We start from the raw sequence: 26,095 nt of genomic DNA on the forward strand, positions 1-26,095 counted from the left end.
CGCGGCGCGCGTTGTCAACGCCATTTCGGCGTGGGCGGGTGCCGCATGATGAATATGCAAGGACTTCTGATTCTCGATGAGCAAAACTTCAAAGAACAAGCCGCGGACTCCTTCCGCTGATCCCGCTCCTTCCTCCCCCCGCCGCCGGCGAACTCCGGCCTTGCTGTCTGCCTCTTCGACCGAAGCACCGGCGTCGGCGCCTCCGGCTCGTGCCGAATCTGCAACCGTGCCGGCGATCGAGGTGAGCGAGCGCCGCCGCCAGGATCCTTTCTTTGCCCGCGAGGCGACCAAGTACGGGCATCCTTTGCCCAGTCGGGAATACGTCCTCCAGGTGCTTGCCGAGGCTGGCCGTCCCATGCCTTGGAGCGAACTCGTGGAGGCGCTCGACATCGCCCCGCAGGAGTACGAGCTCTTCGAACGGCGGCTGCGCGCGATGGAGCGCGATGGCCAGATCCTGCGCAACCGCCGCGGCGCCTATCTCCTGCCGGAGAAGGCCGACCTCATCCGCGGCCGCGTGCAGGGCCATCCCGACGGCTTCGGTTTCGTGATCCGCGACGACGGCGGCGAGGACATCTTCCTCGGGCCCAAGGAAATGCGCCAGGTACTGCACGGCGACCGGGTGATCGTGCGCATCGCCGGCACCGACCGCCGCGGCCGGCCCGAAGGCAAGATCGTGGAGGTGCTCGAACGCGCCAACCAGAAAGTGGTCGGACGCGTACTCGTCGAGCACGGCGTCACTCTGGTGGTGCCCGAGGACAAGCGTATCGCCCAGGACATCCTCGTCGCGCCGGGGGGTAAAAAGGCCAAACCGGGGCAGGTGGTGGTGGTCGAGCTCATCGAGCAGCCGACGAAATACGCCCAACCGATCGGGCGGATCGTCGAGATATTGGGCGATTACGACGATCCCGGCATGGAGATCGAAATCGCGTTGCGTAAGTTCGACCTGCCGTTCGAATGGCCGCCCGAGGTGCGAGAGGAAGCGCGTCGCCTGCCCGACGCGGTGCGGCGCAAGGACCTCGCCGGGCGGGTGGACCTGCGCGAATTGCCGCTCGTGACCATCGACGGCGAGACGGCTAAGGATTTCGACGACGCCGTCTATTGCGAACCGCAGGGCAAAGGGTTCCGGCTGATCGTGGCGATCGCCGACGTGTCCCACTATGTGCACCCCGGCTCGGCGCTCGATGCCGAGGGCTTCAATCGCGGCAACTCGGTCTATTTTCCGCGCCGGGTCATTCCCATGCTGCCGGAGAAGCTGAGCAACGGCCTGTGCTCGCTCGTGCCGCACGAAGATCGGCTGTGCATGGCCTGCGACATGATCGTGAGCGCCTCGGGCAAGGTGCAGCGCTACCGTTTCTACCCGGCAGTGATGAATTCCCACGCCCGCCTCACCTACACCGAGGTCGCCGCCGCCCTCTATGAGGGCAAGGAAGAGGCCCGGACGAAGCTTGCCGAGCTCCTGCCGCACCTGCAGCATCTCGACGCCGTTTTCCGGGCGCTTTTGAAAGCGCGGCGCCAGCGTGGGGCGATCGACTTCGAGACGGTGGAGACGCGCATTGAGTTCGACGAGAACGGCAAGATCGCGCGCATCGTGCCCGAGGTGCGCACCGACGCGCACCGCCTCATCGAAGAATGCATGCTGGCAGCCAACGTCTGCGCCTCCGAGTTCCTTGCCGAACACGAACATCCCACGCTCTACCGCGTGCATGAGCCACCGGCGCCGGAGAAAGTCGCGGCGCTGCGCGAGTTCCTCGCCGGGTTCGGCATCGAGCTGCCCGGCGGCGACGAGCCCTCCCCGAAGGACTACGCCAAGGTGCTGGAGCAGATCCAGCAGCGCCCCGATGCGCCCCTGCTGCAGATGGTGATGCTGCGCTCGCTCAAGCAGGCCGTGTATACGCCAGAAAATCGCGGCCACTTCGGGCTCGCCTACGAGGCGTACGCGCATTTCACCTCCCCCATCCGCCGCTATCCCGACCTGCTGGTGCACCGCTGCATCAAGGCGGTGCTCGCCGGTACGCGCTACGAGCCCGGCGACTGGAAGGCGATCGGCGAGCACTGCTCGATGACGGAGCGGCGCGCCGACGAGGCCACGCGCGAAGTCATCGGCTGGCTCAAGTGCTACTTCATGCAGGACAAGGTGGGCGAGGTCTACACCGGCGTGGTCACGGCGGTGGTGCCCTTCGGCCTCTTCGTCACGCTCGACGAGCTCTTCGTGGAAGGGCTGGTGCACATCTCGGATCTGGGCGACGATTATTTCCACTTCGACGAGCGCGCGCACGCCCTGGTGGGTGAGCGTAGCGGCGTGCGCCACCGCCTGGCCGATCGGGTGAAGGTGCAGGTGGTGCGGGTCGATCTGGCCACGCGCAAGATCGATTTCCATCTCCTGGAGAACCTCAGCCCGGCACCGACCCGGCGCGAGGGCAAGACCGAGCGCACGCGCCGCGCCAAGGGCAAGCGATGAAGGAAGAAACCAGACAACGGCGCACCGTGCCGGGGTTTCATGCGGTCACGGCGCTGCTGCGCCATCGTCCCGAGGACGTCGCCGAGCTCTACGTCGATCGGCAGCGGCAGGATGCGCGCATGCGCTCGCTGCTCGAACGCGCGCAGTTGGCCGGCGTGCGCGTCGTGCCTGCAGACTCCGCCCGGCTCGACGCGATCGCCGGCTCAGGGCGGCATCAGGGGGTGGTCGCCTTCGTCGCCGCGGCGGCGCGGACGCATTTGCTCGAAGAAGTGCTCGATGCGCTCGATGCGAACCGGCCGGCGCTCTTCCTCGTGCTCGACGGGGTGCAGGATCCGCACAACCTGGGGGCCTGCCTGCGCGTGGCCGATGGGGCCGGCGTGGATGCGGTGATCGCGCCCAAGGACCGCGCCGCGGGTTTGAGTGCCGCAGCGGTCAAGGTCGCGAGCGGCGCGGCGGATACCGTCCCCTACGTGACGGTGACCAACCTCGCGCGGGCGCTACGCACGCTCAAGGAGGCGGGCGTGTGGGTAGTGGGCGCGGCGGGCGAGGCGCAGAAGTCGCTCTACGAGTGCGACCTTGCTGGATCCGTAGCCTGGGTGCTCGGCGCCGAGGGGGAGGGACTGCGGCGGCTCACGCGCGAGCTGTGCGACGAGCTCGTACATATCCCCATGCTCGGCGCCGTCGAGAGCCTGAACGTGTCGGTGGCTGCCGGCGTGTGCCTCTATGAGACGGTGCGTCGGCGTCTGGCTCAAGCCGCGGGCGGCTGAGGCGCACCCTGCGCGGCAGGGACAGCCGCCGCGGCCGGCCAGGCGATGTCGCGGATGTGCAGGTCGCGCTGCGGGAAGGGGATCTCGATGCCGTTCGCTTTGAAGATCCGGTCGATTTCATGGTTCAAGCGGCCGAGGATGCTCAGGCGTTGATTGACGTCGGCCACGATGGCCCGCACCTCGAAATCCAGCGAACTCTCGCCGAAACGGGCGAAGACCACGCTGGGCGCCGGATCGGAGAGCACGCCCGGCGTGGCCTTGACGGCTTCGAGCAATAGCGCTTCGACGTGCTCGGGGTCGGTGCCGTAGGCCACGCCGATAGTGACGAAGATGCGCGACAGCGAGTTGCTCAGCGTCCAGTTGGTCACCTGCTCGGTGATGAGTTTCTTGTTCGGTACGAGGATCTCGCGCCGGTCGAAATCCTCGATCACCGTGGCGCGGATGGTAAGCCGCCGCACGGTGCCGGTCTCGTTGCCGATGGTGACCTGGTCGCCCACGCGCACCGGTCGCTCGAAGAGGATGATGAGGCCGGAGACGAAGTTGGCCACGATCTCCTGCAGGCCGAAACCCAACCCCACGCTCAGGGCGGCCAGCAGCCACTGCAGTTTCGACCACGGCATACCGAGTTCGCCCAGGATGAGCACCGAGCCGATGGTGAAGATGGCGTAGCGCAGCAGCGTCACCAAGGCATACTTGCTGCCCGCATCCAACCGCGAGGTGCGCTGCAGCGCCAATTCGAGCAGACCGGGAAGGTTGCGCGCCGCCACCCACATCACCGCAAAGCCGATCATGGCGATGAGGAGGTCGGCGAAGGTGACTTGCAGCGTTACCGTCTCGTTGCCCAGCGTCTCCGTGTAGCGCCACAGCACCCATTCGTCGAGGATGCGGGTGGCGGGCAGCAGCGACGACCAAAGCTCGAAGAGCACGAAGGCGAGTCCAAGGATGAGCGCGAGGTTGAGCAGGGTCAGCGTCTGGCGTTCGGAAGAATCGATGCGCGCATCCTCGCCTGTGTTTCCTTCTTCGAGGCTTTCGCGCTGCCGGTCGAAGCGGTGCAGGAAGAAATCGCGTGCGGCATGCTGCAGCAGGGCGAAGGCGAGCAGCACCCAAAGAGTGGACATGAACCGGCCGACGAGGGCCGCCGCCGCGTAGAAATAGCCGGCTCCGGCGAGCAGCGCGCTCACCAGGGGCAGGCCGGGGCCGCCGATGGCCGCCGTCAGGCGCAGCCAGGGCGGCTGCTGGGCGATGGCGAGGAGCCCTCTCCGCGGCCGGAAGATGCGCCACAGGAGCAAGGCCAGCAGCAACATGGAGACGACGAAAGGCGTGCGCCCCAGGTCGGTAAAGGGGGCATCCAGCTGGGCCTCGTTGAGATAGACGGCGAGAAAGCCCAAGGGCAGCACGCCCCAGGCGAACCCCCGCAGCGTGTGCCTCAGGCGCTTGAGGATGGAGGGCGGCCAATGAAACCGGGTGGCGGCAATCCCCGTGCCCGGCGCGAAGACGCGCTGCCAGAAGGCGACGTTCCAGCCGAAAGGCGCGATGCGCACCAAGGCGGTGCCGATGGCGCGGAAATTTTCGGCGAACGCATCCCCGGCGAGAATCATCGTGCCGCAGCCGTAGGCGATGAGCGGGAAGGGAAGGGCTTGGATGGCTTCCAGGAAAAGCAGCAGCAAGGTATCGAGCAAGCCGGCGTGGTGCGGATCGCGCTCGCCGGCGGCGAGGTGGCGACCGATGAGCCGGGCCAGCCGGGGGCGTGCGAGGAGCAGGCAGACGCCCAGCACGGCGGCCAACCATGTCATCGGCGGGGACTGGGTGAGGGCGAGGCGCCATGAGCCAGGATCGGCAAAGCTCTGGAAAAGGGTGAGCGTGCCCGTGCCGACGGCGAGGAGCTCGGGCATGGGGTCGCGCCACAGCGTGCGGGTGGTGGCCACCCACATGAGGTGCTGGTCGATGAAGGAGGAGAACTCTTCGACGACGTCCAGATCGCGCAGGAGCACCGATTCCAGGTCGCTGAGCGCCGCGAGCAGGGCCGGGCGCAGGGCGTCGATCGTCTCCAGCGTGAGGGAGCGCACGGCCAGGGCTTCGACGATGGCATTTTCCAGGTTGCCGTCGGCTCCGGCCGGGTCGGACTGCCCCAGGACCTGGCGCGCCCGCTCGCGGGGATCGGCAATGAGGCGCTTGGCCTGGCGTAGCTCGAGCTCGAGCAGTTGGACTTCTTCGAGCATGCCGCGGACCTTGTTGAGCTCCTGGCTCAATTCGGACGGGGAAGGGAGGCGGCTGCGGTATTCGAGGAGGAGGTTGCCCACGGCTGGACTCAGGCCCTGTTGGGCGATGCGCTTTTTCAGGGATTCGAGCGTTTCCCACCGCTCCTGCGTTTCACGCTGCAGCTGCGATTGGCGTTCGCGCACGCTCTGCAGGCGATGGCGCAGGGTCTGCAAGCGCGCTTCCCATTCCCGGTTGGTCGCCTCCACCCGGGCAAGTCTCGGGTCGATTGCTTCGGCATTGACCTGGCTCGTTTCCTGGCTGACTTCGGCCGTCGTGCTCTTTTCCACCGCTTCGCGCAGCTGCCGCAGGCGGGCCAGTTCGACGTCGAGCCGCTCGATGCGGCGCGACAGCAGCACCCGCGTGCTCGCGGCAAGACGGCTCTCGAGCAAGGCGGCGCGCCGTTCGGCTTCTTGAGCCTGGCTTGTGACCAAGGTGGCGAGTGTGAGGGCTTGCTGTACCAGGGGATCGTTGCTGGGAAGGGTAGGCAGGGGGGCGGGCGGAGGGGGGGCGACAGCAGCATCGCCGCGCTCCTTGGGTTGTTCGAGGTCTGAGAGCTGGGCGCGCAAAGCTTCCTGCGTCTGGCGTCGCGTCCGTTCTTCCTCGAGGATGCGGCGCAGGCGCTCGGCGCGCTCGCTCGGTGCCAGGCTGTCGCTGACCCGCAGATCGGCAAACTCGCTGGGGCGGCTGGCGGCGAGCTGCTGCAGTTCGCGCTGCGTCTGCTCGATGAGCTTTTCGGCGAGCGCGGCGCGAATCTCGGCTTGCTGTCGGCGGCTTTGCGCTTCCTGGATGCGGTCGAGCAATTGCTTGAGCGCGGCGGAGGTGTCGGGCGGTAGCGCATTGCGCTGCAGCGCATCTTGAATCAGGGCAAGGCCCGACTGGATCGGGTCGTCGCTGGTCTCGGCGGCAAAGGCGGGGACGAGCGCACCGACGAGGCAGAAGATCAAGAGGCCGCACAACCGGCGGACGAAACGCATGGAGCCTTCCTTGGGATGGGCGCGAGATCGGGAGCGGGGAGAATGCCGGCAGTCCGATTCGAACGGACGACCTTCCGCTTACAAGGCGGGTGCTCTACCAGCTGAGCTATGCCGGCGCTGCCGCGTCCGGCTCCGGAATCGCTCCGGAGCGGACGGAAAGATTATACCGTTCCCTCGTGCGGAGGAGAGGGCTTAGGAGGTGACGGGGATCTTGCCGATCTTGATGCGCCACTCGCGCGGGCCGGTTTCATGCACGTTGTTGCCTTGGCTATCGACGGCCACCGTCACCGGCATGTCGCGCACCTCGAATTCGTAGATCGCCTCCATGCCCAGATCCTCGAAGGCGACGACGCGCGCTGCCTTGATCGCCTTGGCCACCAGATAGGCGGCTCCGCCCACGGCCATGAGGTAGGCGGCGCGGTGGTCGCGGATCGCCGCCACGGCTTCGGGGCCGCGCTCGGCCTTGCCGACCATGGCGATGAGTCCGGTCTTTTCCAGCATGAGGCGGGTGAATTTGTCCATGCGCGTGGCGGTGGTGGGGCCGGCGGGGCCGACGACTTCGTCGCGCACCGGATCGACCGGGCCGACGTAGTAGATGACCCGGTTGGTGAAATCGACGGGGAGCGGCTCGCCGCGGGCGATCATGTCGGCGATGCGCTTGTGCGCGGCATCCCGCCCGGTGAGGAGCTTGCCGTTCAGCAGCAGGATGTCGCCGGCCTTCCAGGAGGCGACTTCCTCGCGCGTGAGGGTGTCGAGATTTACCCGCTTGGCTTTCTCGGTGTCGGGCGTCCAGGTGACCTGCGGCCAGTCTTCGAGGCGCGGCGGTTCGAGCCGGGCCGGGCCGCTGCCGTCGAGGGTGAAGTGCACGTGGCGGGTGGCGGCGCAGTTGGGAATCATGGCCACCGGCAGGCTCGCGGCGTGGGTGGGGTAGTCGAGCACTTTCACGTCGAGCACCGTAGTGAGGCCACCCAGCCCCTGGGCGCCGATGCCGAGCGCGTTGACCTTGTCGTAGAGTTCGAGCCGCAGCCGTTCGGCGGTACTGAGCTCCTCGCCGCGCTCGGCGCGGGCCTGCAGCTCGTGGATGTCGACGGGAGCCATGAGGGATTTCTTGGCGAGCAGCATGGCTTTTTCCGGGGTGCCGCCGATGCCGATGCCGAGGATGCCGGGCGGACACCAGCCCGCTCCCATGGTGGGCACGGTCTTGAGCACCCAGTCGACGAGGGAGTCCGACGGGTTGAGCATGGCCATCTTGGCCTTGTTCTCCGAGCCGCCGCCCTTGGCCGCGCAGATCACCTCCACTTTGTTGCCGGGTACGAGCTCGACGTGGACCACGGCCGGGGTGTTGTCGCGGGTATTCTGCCGCTTGCCGGCCGGGTCGCGCAGGACCGAAGCGCGCAGGGGGTTGTCCGGGTTGGTGTAGGCGCGGCGCACGCCCTCGTCGATGAGTTCCTGCAGGCTGCGGCGCGTGTCGAAACGCACGTCCTGGCCGATCTCGAGGAAAACCGTGGCGATGCCCGTGTCCTGGCAGATCGGGCGGTGGCCCTCGGCGGCCATGCGGGAGTTGGTGAGGATCTGGGCGATGGCGTCTTTCGCCGCAGGGCTTTGCTCGCGCTCGTAGGCCTTGGCGAGCGCCTTGATGTAATCGAGCGGGTGATAGTAGCTGATGTACTGGAAGGCGTCGGCGATCGATTCGATCAGGTCTTCTTCACGGATGGTAGTCATCGCAGGATTCCTCGCAGAGGGCGCTATTCTAACAGAGGGCATCGCCGGCCAGAGGGTACGAGACCGGTGCCGTAGTAAGTCTGATGTAAGATATAAACGTTTCAATTCAAAATGTCAGAGGTCGGCGGCTGCGCCGCCCGTTCGGACGAAATCACGCAGAGGGAGGAAACATCCATGGCTCAGAAAATGTACTATCCGCCAGAAGAACTCGTCAAGAACGCCGCCGTCTCGGGGATGGATCACTATAAGCGGCTCGTGGCCGAGGCGGAAAAAGATTACGAAGGCTACTGGGCGAACCACGCCCGCACGCTCCTCGACTGGAAGAAACCCTTCACCCAGGTGCTCGACGAGTCCAACGCTCCGTTCTACAAATGGTTCGCCGACGGGGTGCTCAATGCCTCCTACAACTGTCTCGACCGGCACGTGGCCGCCGGGCTGGGCGACAAGGTGGCCATCATCTTCGAGGCCGACGACGGCAAGGTCACCAAGGTCACGTACCGCGAGCTGCTCGCACGGGTGGGCCAGTTCGCCAATGCGCTCAAGTCGCTCGGCGTGAAGAAGGGCGACCGGGTCCTCATCTATCTGCCCATGGGCATCGAAGGCGTGGTGGCCATGCAGGCGTGCGCCCGCATCGGGGCGACGCACTCGGTGGTCTTCGGCGGCTTTTCCGCTCTGGCGCTGCGCGACCGCATCCAGGACACTGGCGCCACGGTGGTGGTCACGTCCGACGGTCAGTTCCGCGGTGGCAAGGCCTTGCCGTTGAAGGCCATCGTCGAAGAGGCGTTTGCCATGGGCGGTTGCGAATCGGTGCGCCACGTGATCGTCAACAAGCGCACCGGCATGGACATCGAATGGCATCCGGAACGTGACCTGTGGTGGAGTGAGGTGATCGCCAGCCAGAGCGAGGAGTGCGAACCGGAGTGGGTCGAAGCCGAGCACCCGCTCTTCCTGCTCTATACCTCGGGTTCCACCGGCAAGCCCAAAGGCGTGCAGCACTCCACCGGCGGCTATCTCACCCAGGTCGCGCTGACCATGAAGTGGACCTTCGACATCAAGCCGACCGACGTCTTCTGGTGTACGGCCGACATCGGCTGGATCACCGGGCACAGCTACGTCGCCTATGGGCCGCTGGCGGTGGGCGCGACGCAGGTGGTGTTCGAAGGCGTGCCGACTTATCCCGACGCGAGCCGCTTCTGGCGCATGATCGAGGCGCACAAGGTCAGCATCTTCTATACCGCGCCCACGGCGATCCGCGCCCTCATCAAGGCGAGCGAGGCGACGCCCGAAGTACATCCGCGCAATTTCGACCTCTCCAGCCTGCGCATCCTCGGCTCGGTGGGCGAGCCGATCAACCCGGCGGCCTGGGAGTGGTATTACAACGAAGTGGGTCATGGACGCTGCCCCATCGTCGATACCTGGTGGCAGACTGAGACTGGGGCGCACATGATCACGCCGCTGCCCGGCGCCACGCCGCTCGTGCCCGGCTCCTGTACGCTGCCTTTCCCTGGCATCATGGCGGCGGTGGTCGATGAGACCGGTACCGAACTTCCCTGGGGCCATGGCGGGTTCCTCGTCATCAAGAAACCCTGGCCGTCGATGATTCGCACCATCTGGGGCGATCCGGAGCGGTTCAAGAAATCCTATTTCCCCGAAGATTTCAAAGGGAAACTCTATCTGGCCGGCGACGGGGCGATCCGCGATCCCGAGACGGGCTACTTCACCATCACCGGGCGCATCGACGACGTGCTCAACGTCTCCGGCCACCGTCTGGGCACGATGGAGATCGAATCGGCTCTCGTGGCGCACGAACTGGTGGCGGAGGCGGCCGTGGTCGGCCGTCCCGATGATATTACCGGCGAGGCGATCGTGGCCTTCGTCGTGCTCAAACGCTCGCGGCCTCAGGGCGAAGAGGCCAAGCGCCTCGTCAAGGAGCTGCAGGACTGGGTGGCCAAGGAGATCGGCCCCATCGCCAAGCCCAAGGAGATCCGCTTCGGCGAAAACCTGCCCAAGACCCGCTCGGGCAAGATCATGCGTCGGCTGCTACGCCAGCTCGCCAAAGGCGAGGAGATCACGCAGGATACGTCCACGCTGGAGAACCCGGCGATCCTGGAGCAGTTGAAAGGCTAAGAGGAGAAGAAGGACGGGCGGCCTCGAGACCGCCCGCCTCGTGGGAGGAGACGAATTACGGCGCCCGCAAGAGGCGCTTTTCTTTTTCTTGAGGCAAAAGAAAAAGGCCACCCAGATAGAGCGGCCTATTTTCATCTTTTTGCAGCGCAGCTTACTTGAGCTTGGTTTCCTTGTAGAGCACGTGCTTGCGCGCTTTGGGGTCGTACTTCATCAGCTCGAGTTTTTCCGGGGTGGTGCGCTTGTTCTTCGAGGTGGTGTAGAAATGCCCGGTTCCGGCGGTGGACTCGAGCTTGATCTTCTCGCGGGCGGCTTTGGCCATGATGCACTCCTATCCGGGATTCAGATTTTCTCGCCGCGGGCGCGCAGCTCGGCGAGCACGGCATCGATGCCTTTCTTGTCGATCGTGCGCAGCGCCGCGTTGGAAATGCGCAGCTTCACCCAACGCTCTTCGGCCTCGCTCCAGAAACGGCGATAGTGCAGGTTGGGGAGGAAGCGGCGTTTGGTTTTGTTGTTGGCGTGCGAGACGTTGTTTCCCGTCATCGGACGCTTGCCGGTCACTTGACAGACGCGGGCCATGAGGGCTCTCCTGGGAATTCTTCAAAGCATGGAACGATAGCATGAAAACACCGCGGCGGCAAGGTGTCGATGCCAAGCGTGGGGCTGCCTCGCACCGGCCTCAGCCGCGGCGGGCGAAGGTCCACAGGCTGTTCGCGCCGTAGTGCCAGAAGAAGAGGATCCCTGTGACGAGGATCTGGGCAAGCAGGTAGGGTAGCTGTAGCCAATCGAGTGCGAGTGCCATGCCGGCGACGTTGCCGGCAAACCCGGTGGCGGCTACGGCGAGAAACTTGGGTAAGGCGACGATGTGGCGCGCGTCGCTGGCGAAGACCCAGCGGCGCGAGCCGAGGTAGTTCGTCACGGCTCCGGCAAGAAAACCCAGCGCCGAGGCGGGGAGCGGGCCGAGCGTGTCCGTTTCGACCAAGGCCACCAGCACGGTGTAATGCACGAGGGTGCCGGAGACGCTCACCAGGGCGAAGCGCGACATGCGCACGAGTTCGGCCAGCGGACGCCTCATGGAGCAGCGGCCTCGTGGTCGATGATCTTGAGGACGGCGAGCGGCGTGCCGAGCCGCTCGATGCGCGCGATTTCCTTGCCGGGTACCGCCTGGTCGCAGTCATCGTGCGTAGTGGCGAGCAGCAGTTCCGCATCGTCCCAGGCCTCGGTGATGTACACGTTGGGGGGGAGCCAAGGTTCGATCTGGAATCCTTCCGCGCAGTAGGCGAGCGCCCATTCCTTGTCGGCGGGTTGTTTGGCGACCCAGTCGGCGAGCGCGGGTAGCAGCGCCCGGGTAGCGTCGCTCCAGTAGTCCAGTTCCCAATGATGCTTGGCGCCGGCAAGTCCTCGGGCGAGATGGTTGTAGTAGAGGTGTTGATAGGGATGCAGCCGCGCCAGGGTGATGAAGTCATCGGCGGCCGAGAGTACGAGCAAAGCGCTGAGCAGCAGTGCTCCATGGCGGCGGCGAAGGGAGATTTCGGTCAGGGGGCGGTGGAGTGCCGCGAGCGTGCTTTGCCAGCCCCAGCAGGCGAGCAGCGCAAACCACGGCACGAGGAAGAGGAAGTGGCGCAGGCCGTTGTAGAGAGGGGGCTTGCCGATCACGACGTAGGCGAGCACGAAGGTGAGCGCGAACAGCAGCGGCCACAGACGGGGGGATTCCTTGATGCGCCGCCAGTGGGCAAGCGCGAGCACGGTGCCGAGGAGGATGAACTCGGGCAGGCGTACGAGGAGGTATTTCGGAAGGTAGAGGCGCGAGACCTGGGCGTTTTCCACCCGTTTCCCGTCTTCCCAGGTGTAGAGATCGAAAGCGAAGTGGGAGAACTTGGTGAGCGCCTGCCAGACGTGATCCCAGCCCATCACCGACCACGGCCAGAAGAAGGCCATGAGGGCAAGCGCGAGGGCGATGCCCGGCGCGAGGCGCAGGAGGATCGCCGTGAAGAGCCGTGGCCAGGGGGGCAGGGCCCGGCGGCGGGGCCACCAGGAGAGGAGAATGGCCGCGCCGAGGAAGCCGAAGGCGAGCACGCCGCCTACGCGCAGCCCCAGCGCCGCTCCGGTGGCGAGCCCCCACAACAGGACGTGGCGCCAACGCGGCGCAGGAAGCCCGTCGGCGATGCGGCTCGTGTAGTAGAGCGACCACAGCATGGCCGCGGCAAAAGGGACGTCCTTGGTGTGGGTGAAGATGGCGCCGGAGAAGACGCCGCTGCCCATCGTGGCGGCGAGCGCCGCCGTGCCGAGCCAGGCACCGCCGAGGAAGCGCCCGAAACGCGCCGCGCCCAAGAAGGCCAGGGCGCCGAAAGCGGCGGTGAGGAGGTGCCGCAGCGGCCACCAGTCGATGCCGAAAGCCATGGTGATCCAGGCTGCGGGCAGGTCGAAGAGGCCGCCGTAGAGATAGAGGTTGCTGAAATCGAGAAAGGTCTTGTCGGCAAGCCCGCTCGTGTAATACGCCACGAGCAGTTCGCCATAGATGTGCTGTACCCATTCGTCGTTGCTGGGGGCGTGGCGGTCGTAGCCGTCGAACACGTACCAGGCGAAGACGAGCCACAGCAGCATGGCGAGGCTGCGCGGAGTGAGCAGGCGCTGGAAGAGGAGGCGCATCGGCAAGGAACTCGGCACGGAATCGGCAATCAGAAAGGCGCGCGGACGAAAGGTTCAGCGCAGAGGGGAAGGGGGGTCGGCGAGTTCGTCGGGCAGGTTCACGGTGCGCCCGATGAGGTAGAGCGGCCGGCGCTTGACTTCCTCGAAGACGCGGCCGAGGTATTCGCCGAGCACGCCCAGGCTGACGAGCTGCACCCCCGAGAGAAAGAGTGTGGCGACCATCAGCGAAGCGTAGCCGGGCACGTCGCGCCCGAAAAGCAGCGTGCGCACCACCAGCCACAGACCGTAGACGACGGAGGCGAGCGCAAGGAGCGCTCCGATCGAGGACCAGACGTGCAACGGAACCGTGGTGAAGGAGACCATGCCGTCGATGGCGTAGCGCCAGAGCTTGCGCAGCGACCAGCGCGAGGTACCGGCATGGCGCTCAGCCGGGCGGTAGGGCAGGGTGACCTGATCGAAGCCCACCCAGTTCGCCAGCCCTTTGAGGAACCGCTTGCGTTCGGGCAGAAGGTTGAGGGCCGCCACCACGCGCCGGTCGAAGAGGCGGAAGTCGCCTCCGCCCGGCGTGAGCGCGATCTCGGAGATGCCGCGATAGAAGCGGTAGAAGGCGAGCGAGAGCCAGCGGCGCAGGGGGGAGTCGGTGTCGCGGTCGGTGCGCACCGCCGTGACGATGGCCGCTCCGGCGCGCCAGCGCTCGAGCATCTGGGGGATGAGTTCGGGCGGATGCTGCAGGTCGGCATCCATGATGACGGCGGCCCGCCCGGCGACGCGGTGCAGCCCCGCGGCCATGGCGGCTTCCTTGCCGAAGTTGCGTGCGAAGCGCACGCCCTTGACGCGGACATCAGCCTTGCCGAGCCGCTCGATGACGGCGAAACTCTCGTCGCGGCTGCCGTCATCGACGAGGATCAGCTCCCAGGAGAGCTCGAGCGATTCGAGCACGGCCTTGAGCCGTTCGTACAAAACCGGTAACGAGGCCGCCTCGTTATAGACGGGTACAATCACGCTCAATTCGACGGAAGTCGGCGCAGTCGGTGCGGAGGCGGGGATCACGGCTGTCGGCTCCTGTCGTCAGCGAAGCGTAACGGGATGTAAGGCAAGGATCGCATGGACGTCCATTTCGAAAAATCCGGCGTTTTGGCGCTGACGCCGCCCCCCGTACTCGCGTCATTACCGGACGATGTCTCCCAGGAAACGGCCGCGTCGGTACGGCGAACCTTCGTTTTGTGCGCCGACGATTATGGTATCGCACCGGGCGTGAATCGCGCCATCGAGCATCTGATCGAACTGCGGCGCGTGACGGCCACGAGCGCCATGGTGACCATGCCGTGCTGGAAGCGCGATGCGCCAGGCTTGGCGGCCTTGGCGCGCGCAACCGGTGCCCAGGTTGGCTTGCACCTGACGCTCACCGAGCAGCGCTCGGCGAGCCCGGCGCGTGGTCTGGCGCAAGACGGACGTCTGCCGTCGCTGCGTTCCTTGCTCTTGAGGGCATTGGCGAAACGTCTGCCGGCGACGGCAGTGGCCGAGGAGATCCGGGCGCAGTTCGATGCCTTCGAAGACGTCTGGGGGGCGCCGCCCGCCTTCGTCGACGGGCATCAGCACGTGCATCTCCTGCCGACGGTGCGTGAAGCGCTCATCGCCGAGATCCTGCGCCGTTACGCGCCGGGAACGCTGTGGGTGCGCGATTGCCGTGAGACGGTACAGCGTATCCGGGCGCGCGGCGTGGGGGTGCGCAAGGCGCTCTTCCTGCGCCGCTTGGGGCGCGGGCTCAAGGCAGCGCTGCTCGCGCACGGCATCGCCCACAACCAGGGCTTCTCCGGCCTGCACGATTTCAAGGAAACGCCGCCTTTTCGCGAGAAGATGGGCCGTTTCCTCTCGGCCTTGGGGCCGAGGGCCTTGGTGCACGTGCACCCGGGCCGGGTCGACGCGGCGCTTTTGGCCGTCGATACGCTGACGGCTCCTCGTGAGTGGGAATACGGGTATTTGGCAAGTGACGCTTTCGCCGAGGACTGCGCGCGCCTGGGGGTATGGCCGAGCTTGCCTGCGTGGAACGGCACGCCGTCCAAGGCCCAAGAATACGCGCTCTTCTGTACGGCCTGAAGCGCGCGGCGCGACCGGCTCTGCTAGACTTACGGCCTCGATCCTCTCAATCCGTCCGAGTCATGCTCGAAGCTTTGGCGCTCACCTGCATCAAGGGCGATCGCATCCTCTTTCGCGACCTGACGCATGCCTTTCGCCCCGGCGTGCTCACGCGCGTGGCCGGCCCCAACGGGGTGGGCAAGACGAGTCTGCTGCGGCTGCTGTGCGGCCTGGCGCAGCCCGACGAGGGGGAGGTGCGCTGGCAAGGGACGCCGCTGGCGGCGCAGAGGGATGCCTGGCATCGGGCGGTGTTCTTTCACGGCCATCTGCCGGCGGTGCATGAGCTCCTGAGCCCGCGGGAGAATCTGCGCAGCCTGGCGGCGGTGCAGGGGCTGCCGCACGACGGGGCGGCGATCGACGCCGCGCTCGCGGAGCTTGGCCTTGCGCGGCAGCGCGATCTGCCCGTGCGGGTGCTCTCGGCGGGGCAGCGGCGGCGGGTGGCGCTCGCGCGGCTCGTTCTGGCGCAGGAGCGGCCGGTGTGGATCCTCGACGAGCCTTTCACGGCGCTCGACGCCGCTGCGGTGGCTGCGCTCGCGCGCCGCATCGAAGCGCGGGTACGCGACGGGGCCACCGTGGTGCTCACGACGCATCAGGACGTGGAATTTGCCTGTCCCTGCGACACGCTGGAGCCGGGGCGGTTTGCGCCGCGGCGCAAGGCGGCGTGATGGGAGCGGTATTTTTGGCCATGCTGCGGCGGGAGATGGCGCTTGCCTGGCGCGGCCGCACCGACGTGCTGCTCGCGCTCTCCTTCTTCGTCGTGGTGGTGTGTCTCTTCCCCTTCGGCATCGGGCCGGAGGCGAACCAGCTGCGCGCGATCGCCCCCGGCGTGGTCTGGGTGACGGCGCTGCTCGCTTCGCTCCTGGCGCTGCCGCGGCTCTTCGAGCACGACTTGCGCGACGGCACGCTGGAGCAGCTGCTGCTCTCGCCCGAGCCGGCGGTGGTGTGGGTGCTGGCCAAAGTGGCCGTGCACTGGCTGGTGACCGGCGTGCCGGTGGCGCTCTTCGCGCCGCTGCTCGCCGGGCTCTACGATCTGCAGCCGGACGTCCTGCCGCTGCTTGCCGGGACGCTCCTTCTGGGTACGCCCACGCTCACGCTCATCGGGGCGATCGGGGCGGCGCTCACGCTGGGGGTGCGCTCCGGGGCGGTGCTGCTTGCGCTGCTGGTGCTGCCGCTGGCGGTGCCGGTGCTGATCTTCGGCGCAGGGGCGGTGGAAGCGGCCCTGGGTGGGGTATCCTACGCCGCGCACCTGGCCCTGCTGGGGGCGGGCATGCTCGCGGCGGTGGCGCTCGCCCCTTGGGCCTGCGTGGCGGCGCTGCGCCTGGCGGTGCAATGACGGAGAAAGGAAAGGGATGAACGCGACGCAGGAAAGACGGCAACGATGGCGGCAGGGGGTCGAGGAGCGGCAGCGTTCCCCGCGCAGCCTGTGGCGGTTTGCCGCGCCGCAGCAGTTCTATCCGCTCGCCGGGCGGCTCGCGCCGTGGTTCGCCGCGGCGGCCGCCGTGCTGGCCGTGGCGGGGCTGTATCTGGGGTTTTTCGTTGCGCCCACCGACGCGCAGCAGGGTGAGGTCTATCGCGTCATCTTCCTCCATGTGCCGGCGGCGTGGATGTCGATGTTCCTCTATCTCGTGATGGCGTTCTGGGGCATCGTCGGCTGGGTGCTCAATACGCGGCTCTCTTTCATGATGGCGCACGCGCTCGCGCCCACCGGGGCGATCTGGTGTTTCATCGCCCTGTGGACGGGGGCGCTGTGGGGCAGGCCCACCTGGGGGACGTACTGGGTGTGGGATGCGCGGCTCACCTCGCAGCTGCTCCTCATGTTTCTCTATCTGGGCTACTTGGCGCTCACGCGGGCCATCGAGGACCCGCGCCGGGCCGATCGTGCCGGTGCTCTGCTCGCCATCGTCGGGTCGATCAACGTGCCCATCATCTATTTTTCGGTGAAATGGTGGAACACGCTGCACCAGGGGGCGTCGGTGAGCCTGACGCGCGCGCCTTCCATGGCCACCATCATGCTGGTGACCATGCTGATCATGGCGTTTGCCGCCTGGTTCTATTCAATCGCCGTGGCGCTGTGGCGCGTGCGCACGCTCATCCTCGAACGCGAACGGCACACCGACTGGGTGGCCGCCGAGCTCGATCGCCTGGCGGCGAAGGAAAAGGAGTGAAGGGATGCAGTGGGAATCGTGGTCGGCATTCTGGGACATGGGCGGGCGCGGCTTCTACGTCTGGGGGAGCTACGGCGTGAGCTTCGCCCTCATCGCCCTCGAACTTTATTTCCTCCATCGCACTCGTAAGGCCGTGATCCGCCGTCTGCTGCGCTGGCGGGCGGCACGGTTCGAAGACACGGGAGAAGACGCATGACGGCACGCGGCAAGCGTTTGACTTTGATCCTGGCGGCGCTCGCCCTGCTCGGCGGAGCCACGGCGCTGGTGCTCTCGGCGATGCGCGAGAACCTGGTGTTCTTTCATACGCCCTCCGAAGTGGCCGAAGGCAAGGCGCCGTTCGGGCGGACTTTTCGCATCGGCGGGATGGTGGTCGACGGCTCGCTCGAGCGGCTGCCAGACGGGGTGACGGTGCGCTTCGCCGTGACCGATACGGCCAAGACCATCCCCGTCGTCTATCGCGGCGCGTTGCCCGATCTCTTCAGCGAGGGCAAGGGGGCGGTGGTGCAGGGCAGGCTGGGGTCGGACGGGGTGTTCGTCGCGAGCGAAGTGCTCGCCAAGCACGACGAGAACTACATGCCGGTGGAAGCGCAGCACGCCGTGGATCAGGCGCAGCGCGCGGCGGCCACCTTGAAACCCTGAGGAGTGCGTGATGATCCCCGAGATGGGACAGTTCGCGCTGGCGCTCGCCTGGGCGCTGGCGCTGGTGCAGGCGGTGCTGGGCCTTGCCGGGGCGGCGCGCGGTTCGGTTGGGGCGATGGCGGCGGCGCGGCGCGCGGCGCTCGCGCAATGTGCCGCGCTCGTGCTCGCCTACGCTTGCCTGACGGCGGCGTTCCTGCGCATCGATTTTTCCGTGCTCCTGGTGGCGGCCAATTCCTCTACGCGTACGCCGTGGTTCTATCGCCTCACCGGCGTATGGGGCAACCACGAGGGCTCGATGCTCCTGTGGGCGCTGTCGCTTTCCCTCTGGCAGGCGGCGGTGGCCGGTTTCTCGCGTTCGCTCACGGCGGCTTTTCGCGCGCGCGTGCTCGGCGTGCTGGGCACGGTGAGCGTGGGCTTTCTCGCCTTCCTCATCCTCACCTCCAACCCGTTCGAACGCCTGGTACCGATGCCGGGCGAGGGGCGCGATCTCAATCCCTTGCTGCAGGATCCGGGCATGATCATCCATCCGCCGCTCCTGTACATGGGCTACGTGGGCATGGCGGTGGCCTTTGCTTTCGCGATCGCGGCGCTCTTGTCGGGGCGGATGGACGCGGCCTGGGCGCGCTGGTCGCGCCCGTGGACGCTCACCGCCTGGGTGTTCCTCACGCTGGGCATCCTCGTCGGTTCGGCCTGGGCCTATTACGAGCTGGGCTGGGGCGGCTGGTGGTTCTGGGATCCGGTGGAGAACGCCTCGCTCATGCCTTGGCTCGTGGGAACCGCCTTGCTGCATTCGCTCATCGTCACCGAGAAGCGGGGGGCGTTTCGCAGCTGGACGGTGCTGCTGGCGATCGGGGCGTTCTCGCTCTCGCTCCTGGGGACGTTCCTCGTGCGCTCGGGTGTGATCACCTCGGTGCACGCCTTTGCCACCGATCCGACGCGCGGCGTGTTCATCCTGGGCTTGCTCGCGCTCACCGTGGGCGTGTCGCTGCTGCTCTTTGCCTGGCGTGCGCCGCGGCTCTCCGGCGGGGGGGTGTTCGCGCCGGTGTCGCGCGAAGGCTCGCTGCTGGTCAATAACGTGCTCATGGCTGCGGCCGCCGGGGCGGTGCTGCTGGGCACGGTCTATCCGCTGATCCTCGACGCGCTGCAAGGGGCCAAGATTTCGGTGGGGCCGCCGTACTTCGAGACCGTGTTCGTGCCGCTCATGGCCCCGGCGGTGGTGCTGATGGCGCTGGCGCCGTTCCTGCGCTGGAAGCGCGATGCGCTCGCGCGGGTGCTGCGCCGGGTGGGGCCGGAGCTCGTCGGCGCGCTGCTCTTGGCGGCGCTGGGGGTGTGGGCCGCCGGACATGCCACGCCCGGGGCTTATCTTGGGCTTGCCCTGACGGCCTGGGTGGCGCTTGCCTCGCTGCGGCTGCTCGTCGAGCGTCTGCGCCAGGGCGCGGCGCCGGGATTGGCGGCACGGCTGCGCGGCATTCCCGGGTCGTGGTGGGGGATGTGGCTGTCGCATCTCGGGGTGGGCGTGTTCATCCTCGGGGTGACGCTCGTGGGGGCGCTGGAGCAGCGGCTCGACGTGAAGATGATGCCGGGACAGGCGGCGGAACTCGCCGGTTACCGCTTCGTGCTGCGCGGCGTGAGCGAGGTACCCGGGCCCAACTACACGGCCCAGCGCGGCGAGGTGGAAGTGTGGCGCGAAGGGCAAATGCGCACCGTGCTTGTGCCGGAGAAACGCGCCTACTTCCGCTCGGCCATGCCGATGACCGAATCGGCGATCGACTGGGGGGTGTTCCGCGACGTCTATGTGTCGCTGGGTGACCCGACCGGCGATGGCGGCTGGGTGGTGCTGCTCTTCTACAAACCCTTCATTTCCTGGATCTGGTTCGGGGCGATCCTGATTGCCTTGGGTGGAGTGGCCGCGGCGCTCGACCGGCGCTACCGGCGGCTGGCGCGGCGCCGGGATTCGGTTCCTGTGCCGGAGGTGTTGCCCGAACCGGTGGCGGAGGCGGCGCGATGAAACTGAAGTACCTGATTCCGTTCCTCATTTTCGTCGCGTTGGTCGCGCTCTTCGCCTACGCCTTCCGCCTCGATCCGCGCGAGGTGCCTTCGCCGCTCGTCGGCAAGCCGGCGCCGGCCTTCGCCCTGCCGCGGGTGGACGCGCCCGGGACGCTCGCCGGGCCGGCCGATCTGCGGGGGCAGCCGTGGCTGCTCAACGTCTGGGCCACGTGGTGCGTGGCCTGCCGCGAGGAGCACGCCATGCTGGTGCGGCTCGCGCGCGAGGAGGGGGTGCCCATCGTGGGGCTCAATTACAAGGAGATCCGCGGCGACGCCGAGCTCGACGCTTCCCGTCTCTCGCCGCAGGAAGAGCGCGAGGCGGCGCTCCTGCGGGCGCGCACCTGGCTTGCCCAACACGGCGATCCCTATCGCTTTTCCGTGCTCGATCTGGATGGGCGCGTGGCGATCGACTACGGCGTCTATGGCGTGCCGGAGACTTTCCTCATCGACGCCGAGGGCGTCATCCGTTACAAGCACGTCGGCCCGATCGACGAGCAGGCCTGGCGCGAAGTGCTGCAGCCGAAGTGGGCGGCGCTGGCGGGAGCAAAGCGATGAGGCGAGGGGAAAAACGTGAAAGCGGCGTGGGCGGCCTCGTGCGCGGCATCGCCGCCGTCGTGGCTGCGTGCTGCTTCGGTTTCGCTTGGGCGGCGGAGGAGCCACCCAAGGCGCAGCCGGTGGGCGACCCGGCGATCGAGGCGCGCGCCCTGAAGCTCGGGCACGAGCTGCGCTGCCTCGTGTGCCAGAACCAGTCGATCGCCGAATCCAACGCCGAGCTCGCCCACGACCTGATGAACCAGGTACGCGAGCAGCTCGCCGCCGGCAAGAGCGAGGAGGAGGTGCGCGCCTACCTGGTGGCGCGTTACGGCGACTTTGTGCTCTATCAGCCGCCCTTGAAGGCGAGCACGGTGGCGCTGTGGGCGGGGCCGTTCGTTCTGGCGCTCGCTGGGGTGCTTGCCCTGTGGCGGGTGTTGCGGCGCCGTTCGCGGGAAGAAATGCCTGCGCTCTCGGCTGAGGAGGCGGCGCACGCCCAAGCGCTGTTGCGCGGGGAAGGCAAGGAGGAGCGGTCGTGATGGGATTCGTGACGGTGGCGGCGTTCCTGGCGCTCGCGGCCACGGGGTGGGTCGTCTGGCCGCTCGTGCGGCACCAAGGGGGGGCTTCTGATGAGGCGACCCAAGCACGGGCGGCGCTCGCGGTGCTGCGCGAGGAGTTCGCCGCGCTCGAGGCGGCACGGGCGGCCGGCGAGCTGGACGAAGCGGCTCATGCGCAGGCCCGGCGTGAGCTGGAGGCGCGGGCCTTGGCCGAGGCGCAGGCACTCGAGGCGCGCGTGCGGGGTCGGGAGATCTCGCCCGTGGCGGCTGCGCTCGTCGCGTTGGGGGTGCCTTTGCTCGCCGCTTTGGGCTACCTGTGGGTGGGATCGCCGCGCTGGGCGAGCGACGAGGCGGTGCTCGCGGCCACGCGCGAGGCCGAGGTGGCGCAGGCGGCGAGTGCCGCCGGCATCTCGCCCGAGCAGATCAGGGCGATGGTCTCGCGGCTCGAAGCGCGGCTGGAAAGCGGGGAGGGTGACGCGCAAGCCTGGATGATGCTCGCGCGCTCCTATCGCGTGCTGGGCGATCCGGCGTTCGTGGCTGCCGGCTGGGCGCGACTGGGCGCGAAGATTCCCCAGGAACCGGCGGTGCTCGTCGAGTGGGCGGAACTCTTGGTCGTCGCTCGCGGGGGGTTCGATGCCGAGTCGACGGCCTTGCTGGAGCGGGCCTTGGCGCTTGCCCCCGACGAACCCAAGGCGCTCGCCATGGGCGGGGCGGCGGCGGCCGCCGCCGGCGAGCATGCCAAGGCGGTGGAGCGCTGGGAGCGGCTGCTCGCCCAGGCGCCGGCCGAGGGGGAATTCGCCCAAACGCTGCGCGCGGCGATCGAAGCGGAGCGGCAGAAGGCGGGGCTGGCTCCGGGAAATTGAATCCTCGCGGGCCTAACGTTCAGCGAACGTTCGCGGCGGTGCGCTGCTGCGCAATCTCCGATTCGATCATGTCGTCGAGCTCGTCTTCGGTGAGCCCGAAAAATTCGGCTACCGGGCCGCGCGCCTTGTGCCATTCCTTGTCGCGCCCGATGCCCACCGCCTCGGCCGCCACGACGTCGGCCATGGCGATGAGGCTCACGAGGTGCGGCACCTGCGGCGGCAGCGTCGTCTCCTCGAATACCGTGACGTAGTCGTGATGGTGGTTGATCGTCAGCGCCACCGGTTCGGCCAGGCCCCAGCGCCGGGCGAGAAAGAAGCCGACCACGGCGTGATGTGTCTTGTAGCGCTCGAATTCGTGCTCGGTGAAGGGCTTCTCTGGATCGACCCGGGCGAGCGAGAGCGTCTCGTGATAGTCGGGGTGCTGGCGTGCGAGCAGGGAAAAGCCGGTATCGTGCAGCAGCGCCGCCGTGTGCGCCATGGGCGGGGGGACGGTGCGCAGCAGGCGGGCGAAATCGGCGGCGGCCTCGGCCGAAACCCGAAGTTCGTCCCAGAGAGAAGGGCGCAGGTTCTTCGGCATCCCCAGCGTCGAATGCAGCAGGGCGTGCAGCACGATCTGGTGCGTGCGCTCGAGGCCAATCACCTGCAGCGCCTGGGCCACCGATTCGATCTTGCGCATGCGCATGATGCCGTTGGCCGCGCGCAGCACCGCGGCGGCGAGCGCCGGATCCTGCTGGATCATCTTGGCGAGCTTGGCGAGGTTGGGCATATCCGACTCGGCCTCGCGGGCAATCGCCGTGAGCACGTCGGGCGCAGGGGGGATGTCGAGCTGAGCGGGTTCGGCGAGGTTCGTCGTAGGGGTATCCATGGGATCGGTCCTCGAAGCGGCGGCTGGAATCACGCCAAGGGTGCATCGGTTTCATGATAGCGCATGGACGAGGATCTCAAGAGCCATCGCCTGGGGCGTGAGGAATTTTCACTGGTTTGCTAAAGTTTCTTTGCGAATCGCCGATAAAACCAGAAATCCATGAGGGAGGAGATCATGAGAGGACAGAGTCTGACGCGCCGCATCGCCGTGGGAGTGGCGATCGCCACGGTGTGCTTCATCGCGCTGAGCACAGCGGTGATCGGTGGGCTGGAGTGGGAGAAACTGCAGCGCCGCATCGACGATACCATGAGCTTTCAGACGCGCGACGTGCTATCGCGTCTGCAGATGCTGCACGAAGCCGTCACCGTGTCGATACGCTCCCAGCTCAAGATGCTCAAAAGCTTGTTCCCTTATGGGACTCGCGTCGAACTCGATGCCAAACAGACCACGGAGATGGGGCCGACCAAGATGAAAGTTCCTATCTTTCGGCTCGGCGGAATCGAGATGAACGAGCGCTTCATCGAGGTCGATCTCCTCACGGAGCAGACGGGGTCCGTGGCGACGATCTTCGAGCGCGTCGGCGATGACTTCCTGCGTATCTCTACCTCCTTGCGTAAGGAAGACGGTTCACGAGCCTTCTTGACCACTCTCGATCGTAATCACCCGGCCTACAAACGCTTGCTTGCAGGGGAGGAGTACATCGGGCCAGCGGTCCTTTTCGGCAAAGATTACATGACGATCTATGAGCCGATGAAATCTGAGGATGGCAAGGTGTTCGGAGCCTGGTTCATCGGCTATCCCATGGGCAGCCTGTTGACCAAGTTTCGTGATTCGGTTGCCAGTATCAAAATAGGCAGAACAGGCTATGTCTACGTGCTCGACAAAGATGGATACCTTCGTTTTCACCCATCGTTGGAGGGGAAAAATATACGCCAAATGCGTGATGCCAATGGGTTTGACTTTATTGGCGAAATGCTGGAGAAGAAAAATGGGATCATTCGTTATCAATGGATCGATCCGGACAAAGACAAGCCGCGGGAGAAAGTCGCCGCCTATGCCTATTTTCCCGAATGGGATTGGTTGGTCGTCTCTTCGGCATACGCCGACGAGCTCACGGAGGATCTCTTTGGCAATATCCTGCGCAATTCACTTGCGTCTGTCGGGGAAGCGGTTTTGCTTGCCCTGGTGATGGTGTGGCTGGTGCGCCGGGCCTTGCGTCCGCTCGAAGCCTTCGTGGGGGTGACCGAGCGCATGGCTTCGGGCGATCTGAGCGAGCCCTTACGCTACGAGCGGCCCGACGAGCTGGGGCGCCTGGCCACGGCCATCAACCACATGCGCTCGGAGCTGGCCGGCTTGATCGGCGCCTTGCAGCGCGAGGCGGGCGATGTGGCCCTGCGGGCGCAGGCGATCGAGCGGCAGGCCGAGGAAGTGCAGCAGCGCATCGCCGTCCAGGCCGACGATACGCAGGCGGTGGCCGCGGCCATGGAGGAGTTCAGCGTGGCCTTGAATCAGCTCGCGCAGCACATGCGCGAGACGGCGCAGCGGGCGCAGGCCTCGATGGCCAAATCGGACGAAGGGGCCGAGACGATCGCCGCGGCGATCGAAGGGATGAACCAGATCGCGCACATCGTGGAAACGGCGGCCGAGCGCATCCGCACGCTGGATGGATTCTCGCAGCAGATCTCGACCATCGTGGCCACGATCCGCGAGATCGCCGACCAGACGAATCTGTTGGCGCTCAACGCGGCCATCGAGGCGGCGCGCGCCGGCGAGCAAGGCCGGGGCTTCGCCGTGGTGGCCGACGAAGTGCGCAAGCTCGCCGAGCGTACCGGCAGCGCCACGCAGGAGATCGGCGAGATGATCGCCAAGATCCAGCGTGCGACGGGCGAAGCCGTGTCCGGCATGAATGCCGGCGTGACCGAAGTCCAGCGAGGGGTGGAGAATGCCCGTCAGGCGCGCAGTGCGATCGATGAAATCCGGCAGGAATCGGCCGAGACGGCGCGCGCAGTGCAGGAAGTGGATCAGGCGCTGGAGCAGCAGACCGAGGCGGTGCACACGATCGCGCAGCGGGTCGAGCGCATCGCCGGCAGCGCCGAGGCGTCCGTGGCTTCGGCCAAGGCGAGCGAAGCCGAAGCCAGGGCCCTGCAGGCCGCGGCTGCGAGCCTACGCCAACGGGCCGAGCATTTCAAGGTGTGAGTTCGGTGCCGCGGTGGAGGCGCTGCACCCGTTTGACGTGGCACAGCAGCTCGTAGGAAATGGTGCCGGCGGCACGGGCGACTTCATCGACGGAGACGGTCTCCCCCCAGAGCTCCACGGCTGCGCCCAGGCCGACGTCTTCCGGCAGGGGGGTGAGGTCGACGGTGAGCATGTCCATGGAAACGCGCCCGATGAGCCGCGTGCGCCGACCGGCGACGGCCACCGGCGTGCCGGTGGGGGCGTGGCGGGGATAGCCGTCGGCGTAGCCGATGGCGACCAGGCCGACGCGGACCGGCCGTTCGGCGATGAAGGTGGCGCCGTAGCCCAGGGCCTCGCCGGGGGCGAGCCGGCGGGTGGCGAAGACCTTGCTCGTGAGGCGCATCACTGGCCGCAAGGAGGCGGCTTCGCCGGGCTCGGCGCCGGTGAGCAGCGGGTTGCCGCCGTAGAGCAGGATGCCGGGGCGGGCCCAGTCGCCGCGCGCCTGCGGCCAGGCGAGCAGGGCTGCCGAATTGGCCAGGCTCGTCTCCCCCGGCAGCGCGGCCACGCCGCCGTGAAAACGCCGGATCTGCTCCAGCGTCATCGTCGAGCAAGGGTCGTCGGCGCAGGCAAAATGCGTCATCCACACGGGGGGTTCCAATCCCGGCAGGGCCTGCAGGCGCCGCCAGACATTCGGTGCTTCCCGGGGGGCGAAACCAGTGCGGTTCATGCCGCTGTTGATCTTGATCCAGACGCGGCGCGGCCGGCGCGGCGCGAGTTCGAGCATGCGCAGTTGCGCCTCGTGATGCACCACCGGCCAGAGGTCGAGCTCGGCGGCGGCTTCGAGCTCGCCGGGGTCGAAGGCGCCTTCGAGCAGCACGATGGGGCTGCGGATACCGGACGTGCGCAGGGGAAGCGCCTCTTCGAGAAAAGCGACGGCAAACCCGTCGGCGAGCGGTTCGAGCGCCTTGGCGCAGGCGATCGCGCCGTGGCCATAGGCGTCGGCCTTGACGACGGCCAGAGTTCGCGCGCTGGCTAGCCGTTGGGCGAGAAGGTAATTGGCGCGCAGCGCGTCGAGATCGATGGTGGCGCAGGAGGGGCGCATGGTCGGAAGAAAAAGGAGATCCGGTGGGCCATGATAGCCCATCCGGACGGGGAAGAAATGTTT

At 67.0% G+C, this 26,095-nt stretch carries 23 protein-coding genes and 1 tRNA gene; 14 read left to right on the forward strand and 10 right to left on the reverse strand.

Annotation, left to right across the window (positions count from 1 at the left end):
• The first annotated feature begins 235 nt into the window (after window positions 1-235).
• Window positions 236-2,458 (forward strand): ribonuclease R, encoded by a 2,223-nt coding sequence (rnr, locus tag EPD82_RS03000; protein ID WP_476718291.1) that lies wholly within the window; start codon window positions 236-238, stop codon window positions 2,456-2,458.
• Window positions 2,455-3,225: a 23S rRNA (guanosine(2251)-2'-O)-methyltransferase RlmB gene (gene rlmB / locus EPD82_RS03005; protein ID WP_055424296.1), complete on the forward strand. Its 771-nt coding sequence runs from the start codon at window positions 2,455-2,457 to the stop codon at window positions 3,223-3,225. The genes rnr and rlmB overlap by 4 nt, the downstream gene beginning before the upstream one ends.
• On the opposite strand, the gene EPD82_RS03010 is transcribed toward rlmB, so the two are convergent.
• The 3 genes from EPD82_RS03010 to EPD82_RS03020 form a co-directional block, all read right to left on the reverse strand.
• Window positions 3,207-6,458 carry a mechanosensitive ion channel domain-containing protein gene (locus EPD82_RS03010; protein WP_141055195.1) on the reverse strand — a complete coding sequence of 1,084 codons (3,252 nt, stop codon included), beginning with the start codon at window positions 6,456-6,458 and terminating at the stop codon, window positions 3,207-3,209. The genes rlmB and EPD82_RS03010 overlap by 19 nt on opposite strands.
• A 43-nt stretch (window positions 6,459-6,501) precedes the next feature.
• Window positions 6,502-6,574, reverse strand: a tRNA-Thr gene (locus EPD82_RS03015).
• A gap of 76 nt (window positions 6,575-6,650) precedes the next feature.
• Window positions 6,651-8,180, reverse strand: a complete 1,530-nt coding sequence (locus EPD82_RS03020) for a fumarate hydratase (RefSeq protein ID WP_141055200.1) — start codon at window positions 8,178-8,180, stop codon at window positions 6,651-6,653.
• Window positions 8,181-8,354: 174 nt separating this feature from the next.
• Between EPD82_RS03020 and acs the strand changes: the two genes are divergently transcribed.
• Window positions 8,355-10,307, forward strand: a complete 1,953-nt coding sequence (acs, locus tag EPD82_RS03025) for an acetate--CoA ligase (RefSeq protein WP_141055203.1) — start codon at window positions 8,355-8,357, stop codon at window positions 10,305-10,307.
• 151 nt (window positions 10,308-10,458) lie between these two features.
• Here the strand turns inward: acs and rpmG are convergent, their stop codons facing one another.
• From rpmG to EPD82_RS03050, 5 genes are all read right to left on the reverse strand, one after another.
• Entirely contained in the window at window positions 10,459-10,626 is a 168-nt protein-coding gene (gene rpmG, locus EPD82_RS03030) for a 50S ribosomal protein L33 (RefSeq protein ID WP_028874582.1), read from the reverse strand.
• A gap of 20 nt (window positions 10,627-10,646) precedes the next feature.
• Window positions 10,647-10,883, reverse strand: a complete 237-nt coding sequence (gene rpmB / locus EPD82_RS03035; RefSeq protein WP_055424300.1) for a 50S ribosomal protein L28 — start codon at window positions 10,881-10,883, stop codon at window positions 10,647-10,649.
• Between the two features lie 100 nt (window positions 10,884-10,983).
• Window positions 10,984-11,379, reverse strand: coding sequence for a GtrA family protein (locus EPD82_RS03040; protein WP_072247998.1), 396 nt, complete (start codon window positions 11,377-11,379; stop codon window positions 10,984-10,986).
• Complete coding sequence (locus EPD82_RS03045) at window positions 11,376-12,953, reverse strand: ArnT family glycosyltransferase (RefSeq protein WP_055424301.1); 1,578 nt, start codon at window positions 12,951-12,953, stop codon at window positions 11,376-11,378. Before EPD82_RS03045 ends, EPD82_RS03040 begins: the two co-directional genes overlap by 4 nt.
• Window positions 12,954-13,007: 54 nt before the next feature.
• Window positions 13,008-14,003, reverse strand: a complete 996-nt coding sequence (locus EPD82_RS03050) for a glycosyltransferase family 2 protein (RefSeq protein ID WP_198289085.1) — start codon at window positions 14,001-14,003, stop codon at window positions 13,008-13,010.
• Window positions 14,004-14,057: 54 nt separating this feature from the next.
• Between EPD82_RS03050 and EPD82_RS03055 the strand changes: the two genes are divergently transcribed.
• From EPD82_RS03055 to ccmI, 10 genes are all read left to right on the forward strand, one after another.
• Window positions 14,058-15,050: a ChbG/HpnK family deacetylase gene (locus tag EPD82_RS03055; RefSeq protein WP_141055205.1), complete on the forward strand. Its 993-nt coding sequence runs from the start codon at window positions 14,058-14,060 to the stop codon at window positions 15,048-15,050.
• Between the two features lie 62 nt (window positions 15,051-15,112).
• On the forward strand, window positions 15,113-15,754 hold the full coding sequence (gene ccmA / locus EPD82_RS03060; RefSeq protein ID WP_141055209.1) for a cytochrome c biogenesis heme-transporting ATPase CcmA: 642 nt from the start codon (window positions 15,113-15,115) through the stop codon (window positions 15,752-15,754).
• Entirely contained in the window at window positions 15,754-16,422 is a 669-nt protein-coding gene (gene ccmB, locus EPD82_RS03065) for a heme exporter protein CcmB (RefSeq protein WP_055424303.1), read from the forward strand. Before ccmA ends, ccmB begins: the two co-directional genes overlap by 1 nt.
• 16 nt (window positions 16,423-16,438) lie before the next feature.
• Entirely contained in the window at window positions 16,439-17,254 is an 816-nt protein-coding gene (gene ccmC, locus EPD82_RS03070) for a heme ABC transporter permease CcmC (protein WP_141055214.1), read from the forward strand.
• Window positions 17,255-17,258: 4 nt separating this feature from the next.
• On the forward strand, window positions 17,259-17,450 hold the full coding sequence (gene ccmD / locus EPD82_RS03075) for a heme exporter protein CcmD (protein WP_141055217.1): 192 nt from the start codon (window positions 17,259-17,261) through the stop codon (window positions 17,448-17,450).
• Entirely contained in the window at window positions 17,447-17,893 is a 447-nt protein-coding gene (gene ccmE, locus EPD82_RS03080) for a cytochrome c maturation protein CcmE (RefSeq protein WP_141055220.1), read from the forward strand. The genes ccmD and ccmE overlap by 4 nt, the downstream gene beginning before the upstream one ends.
• A 10-nt stretch (window positions 17,894-17,903) precedes the next feature.
• Complete coding sequence (locus EPD82_RS03085; protein ID WP_141055223.1) at window positions 17,904-19,901, forward strand: heme lyase CcmF/NrfE family subunit; 1,998 nt, start codon at window positions 17,904-17,906, stop codon at window positions 19,899-19,901.
• Window positions 19,898-20,494: a DsbE family thiol:disulfide interchange protein gene (locus tag EPD82_RS03090; RefSeq protein WP_141055227.1), complete on the forward strand. Its 597-nt coding sequence runs from the start codon at window positions 19,898-19,900 to the stop codon at window positions 20,492-20,494. Before EPD82_RS03085 ends, EPD82_RS03090 begins: the two co-directional genes overlap by 4 nt.
• Window positions 20,491-21,009, forward strand: coding sequence for a cytochrome c-type biogenesis protein (locus EPD82_RS03095; RefSeq protein WP_055424309.1), 519 nt, complete (start codon window positions 20,491-20,493; stop codon window positions 21,007-21,009). Before EPD82_RS03090 ends, EPD82_RS03095 begins: the two co-directional genes overlap by 4 nt.
• A complete protein-coding gene (gene ccmI / locus EPD82_RS03100) occupies window positions 21,009-21,890 on the forward strand; it encodes a c-type cytochrome biogenesis protein CcmI (RefSeq protein WP_141055230.1) in 882 nt (293 codons plus the stop codon). The genes EPD82_RS03095 and ccmI overlap by 1 nt, the downstream gene beginning before the upstream one ends.
• 19 nt (window positions 21,891-21,909) lie before the next feature.
• Here ccmI and EPD82_RS03105 read toward each other — a convergent pair whose 3' ends face one another.
• A complete protein-coding gene (locus EPD82_RS03105; RefSeq protein ID WP_141055233.1) occupies window positions 21,910-22,755 on the reverse strand; it encodes an HDOD domain-containing protein in 846 nt (281 codons plus the stop codon).
• Between the two features lie 174 nt (window positions 22,756-22,929).
• Here EPD82_RS03105 and EPD82_RS03110 point away from each other — a divergent pair, with 174 nt between their 5' ends.
• Complete coding sequence (locus tag EPD82_RS03110) at window positions 22,930-24,951, forward strand: methyl-accepting chemotaxis protein (RefSeq protein ID WP_055424363.1); 2,022 nt, start codon at window positions 22,930-22,932, stop codon at window positions 24,949-24,951.
• Here EPD82_RS03110 and alr read toward each other — a convergent pair.
• On the reverse strand, window positions 24,941-26,032 hold the full coding sequence (gene alr / locus EPD82_RS03115; RefSeq protein WP_141055237.1) for an alanine racemase: 1,092 nt from the start codon (window positions 26,030-26,032) through the stop codon (window positions 24,941-24,943). The genes EPD82_RS03110 and alr overlap by 11 nt on opposite strands.
• Window positions 26,033-26,095 lie beyond the last annotated feature (63 nt).

It is taken from the genome of Tepidiphilus succinatimandens (assembly GCF_006503695.1).
GTDB lineage: Bacteria > Pseudomonadota > Gammaproteobacteria > Burkholderiales > Rhodocyclaceae > Tepidiphilus > Tepidiphilus succinatimandens.

Excerpts from the sequence above, each read along its gene's own strand:
- rlmB (WP_055424296.1), top strand. The coding sequence starts at position 2,455 with ATGAAGGAAGAAACCAGACAACGGCGCACCGTGCCGGGGTTTCATGCG.
- EPD82_RS03010 (WP_141055195.1), bottom strand. The coding sequence starts at position 6,458 with ATGCGTTTCGTCCGCCGGTTGTGCGGCCTCTTGATCTTCTGCCTCGTC.
- EPD82_RS03020 (WP_141055200.1), bottom strand. The coding sequence starts at position 8,180 with ATGACTACCATCCGTGAAGAAGACCTGATCGAATCGATCGCCGACGCC.
- acs (WP_141055203.1), top strand. The coding sequence starts at position 8,355 with ATGGCTCAGAAAATGTACTATCCGCCAGAAGAACTCGTCAAGAACGCC.
- rpmG (WP_028874582.1), bottom strand. The coding sequence starts at position 10,626 with ATGGCCAAAGCCGCCCGCGAGAAGATCAAGCTCGAGTCCACCGCCGGA.
- rpmB (WP_055424300.1), bottom strand. The coding sequence starts at position 10,883 with ATGGCCCGCGTCTGTCAAGTGACCGGCAAGCGTCCGATGACGGGAAAC.
- EPD82_RS03040 (WP_072247998.1), bottom strand. The coding sequence starts at position 11,379 with ATGAGGCGTCCGCTGGCCGAACTCGTGCGCATGTCGCGCTTCGCCCTG.
- EPD82_RS03045 (WP_055424301.1), bottom strand. The coding sequence starts at position 12,953 with ATGCGCCTCCTCTTCCAGCGCCTGCTCACTCCGCGCAGCCTCGCCATG.
- EPD82_RS03055 (WP_141055205.1), top strand. The coding sequence starts at position 14,058 with ATGGACGTCCATTTCGAAAAATCCGGCGTTTTGGCGCTGACGCCGCCC.
- ccmA (WP_141055209.1), top strand. The coding sequence starts at position 15,113 with ATGCTCGAAGCTTTGGCGCTCACCTGCATCAAGGGCGATCGCATCCTC.
- ccmB (WP_055424303.1), top strand. The coding sequence starts at position 15,754 with ATGGGAGCGGTATTTTTGGCCATGCTGCGGCGGGAGATGGCGCTTGCC.
- ccmC (WP_141055214.1), top strand. The coding sequence starts at position 16,439 with ATGAACGCGACGCAGGAAAGACGGCAACGATGGCGGCAGGGGGTCGAG.
- ccmD (WP_141055217.1), top strand. The coding sequence starts at position 17,259 with ATGCAGTGGGAATCGTGGTCGGCATTCTGGGACATGGGCGGGCGCGGC.
- ccmE (WP_141055220.1), top strand. The coding sequence starts at position 17,447 with ATGACGGCACGCGGCAAGCGTTTGACTTTGATCCTGGCGGCGCTCGCC.
- EPD82_RS03085 (WP_141055223.1), top strand. The coding sequence starts at position 17,904 with ATGATCCCCGAGATGGGACAGTTCGCGCTGGCGCTCGCCTGGGCGCTG.
- EPD82_RS03090 (WP_141055227.1), top strand. The coding sequence starts at position 19,898 with ATGAAACTGAAGTACCTGATTCCGTTCCTCATTTTCGTCGCGTTGGTC.
- EPD82_RS03095 (WP_055424309.1), top strand. The coding sequence starts at position 20,491 with ATGAGGCGAGGGGAAAAACGTGAAAGCGGCGTGGGCGGCCTCGTGCGC.
- ccmI (WP_141055230.1), top strand. The coding sequence starts at position 21,009 with ATGGGATTCGTGACGGTGGCGGCGTTCCTGGCGCTCGCGGCCACGGGG.
- EPD82_RS03105 (WP_141055233.1), bottom strand. The coding sequence starts at position 22,755 with ATGGATACCCCTACGACGAACCTCGCCGAACCCGCTCAGCTCGACATC.
- EPD82_RS03110 (WP_055424363.1), top strand. The coding sequence starts at position 22,930 with ATGAGAGGACAGAGTCTGACGCGCCGCATCGCCGTGGGAGTGGCGATC.
- alr (WP_141055237.1), bottom strand. The coding sequence starts at position 26,032 with ATGCGCCCCTCCTGCGCCACCATCGATCTCGACGCGCTGCGCGCCAAT.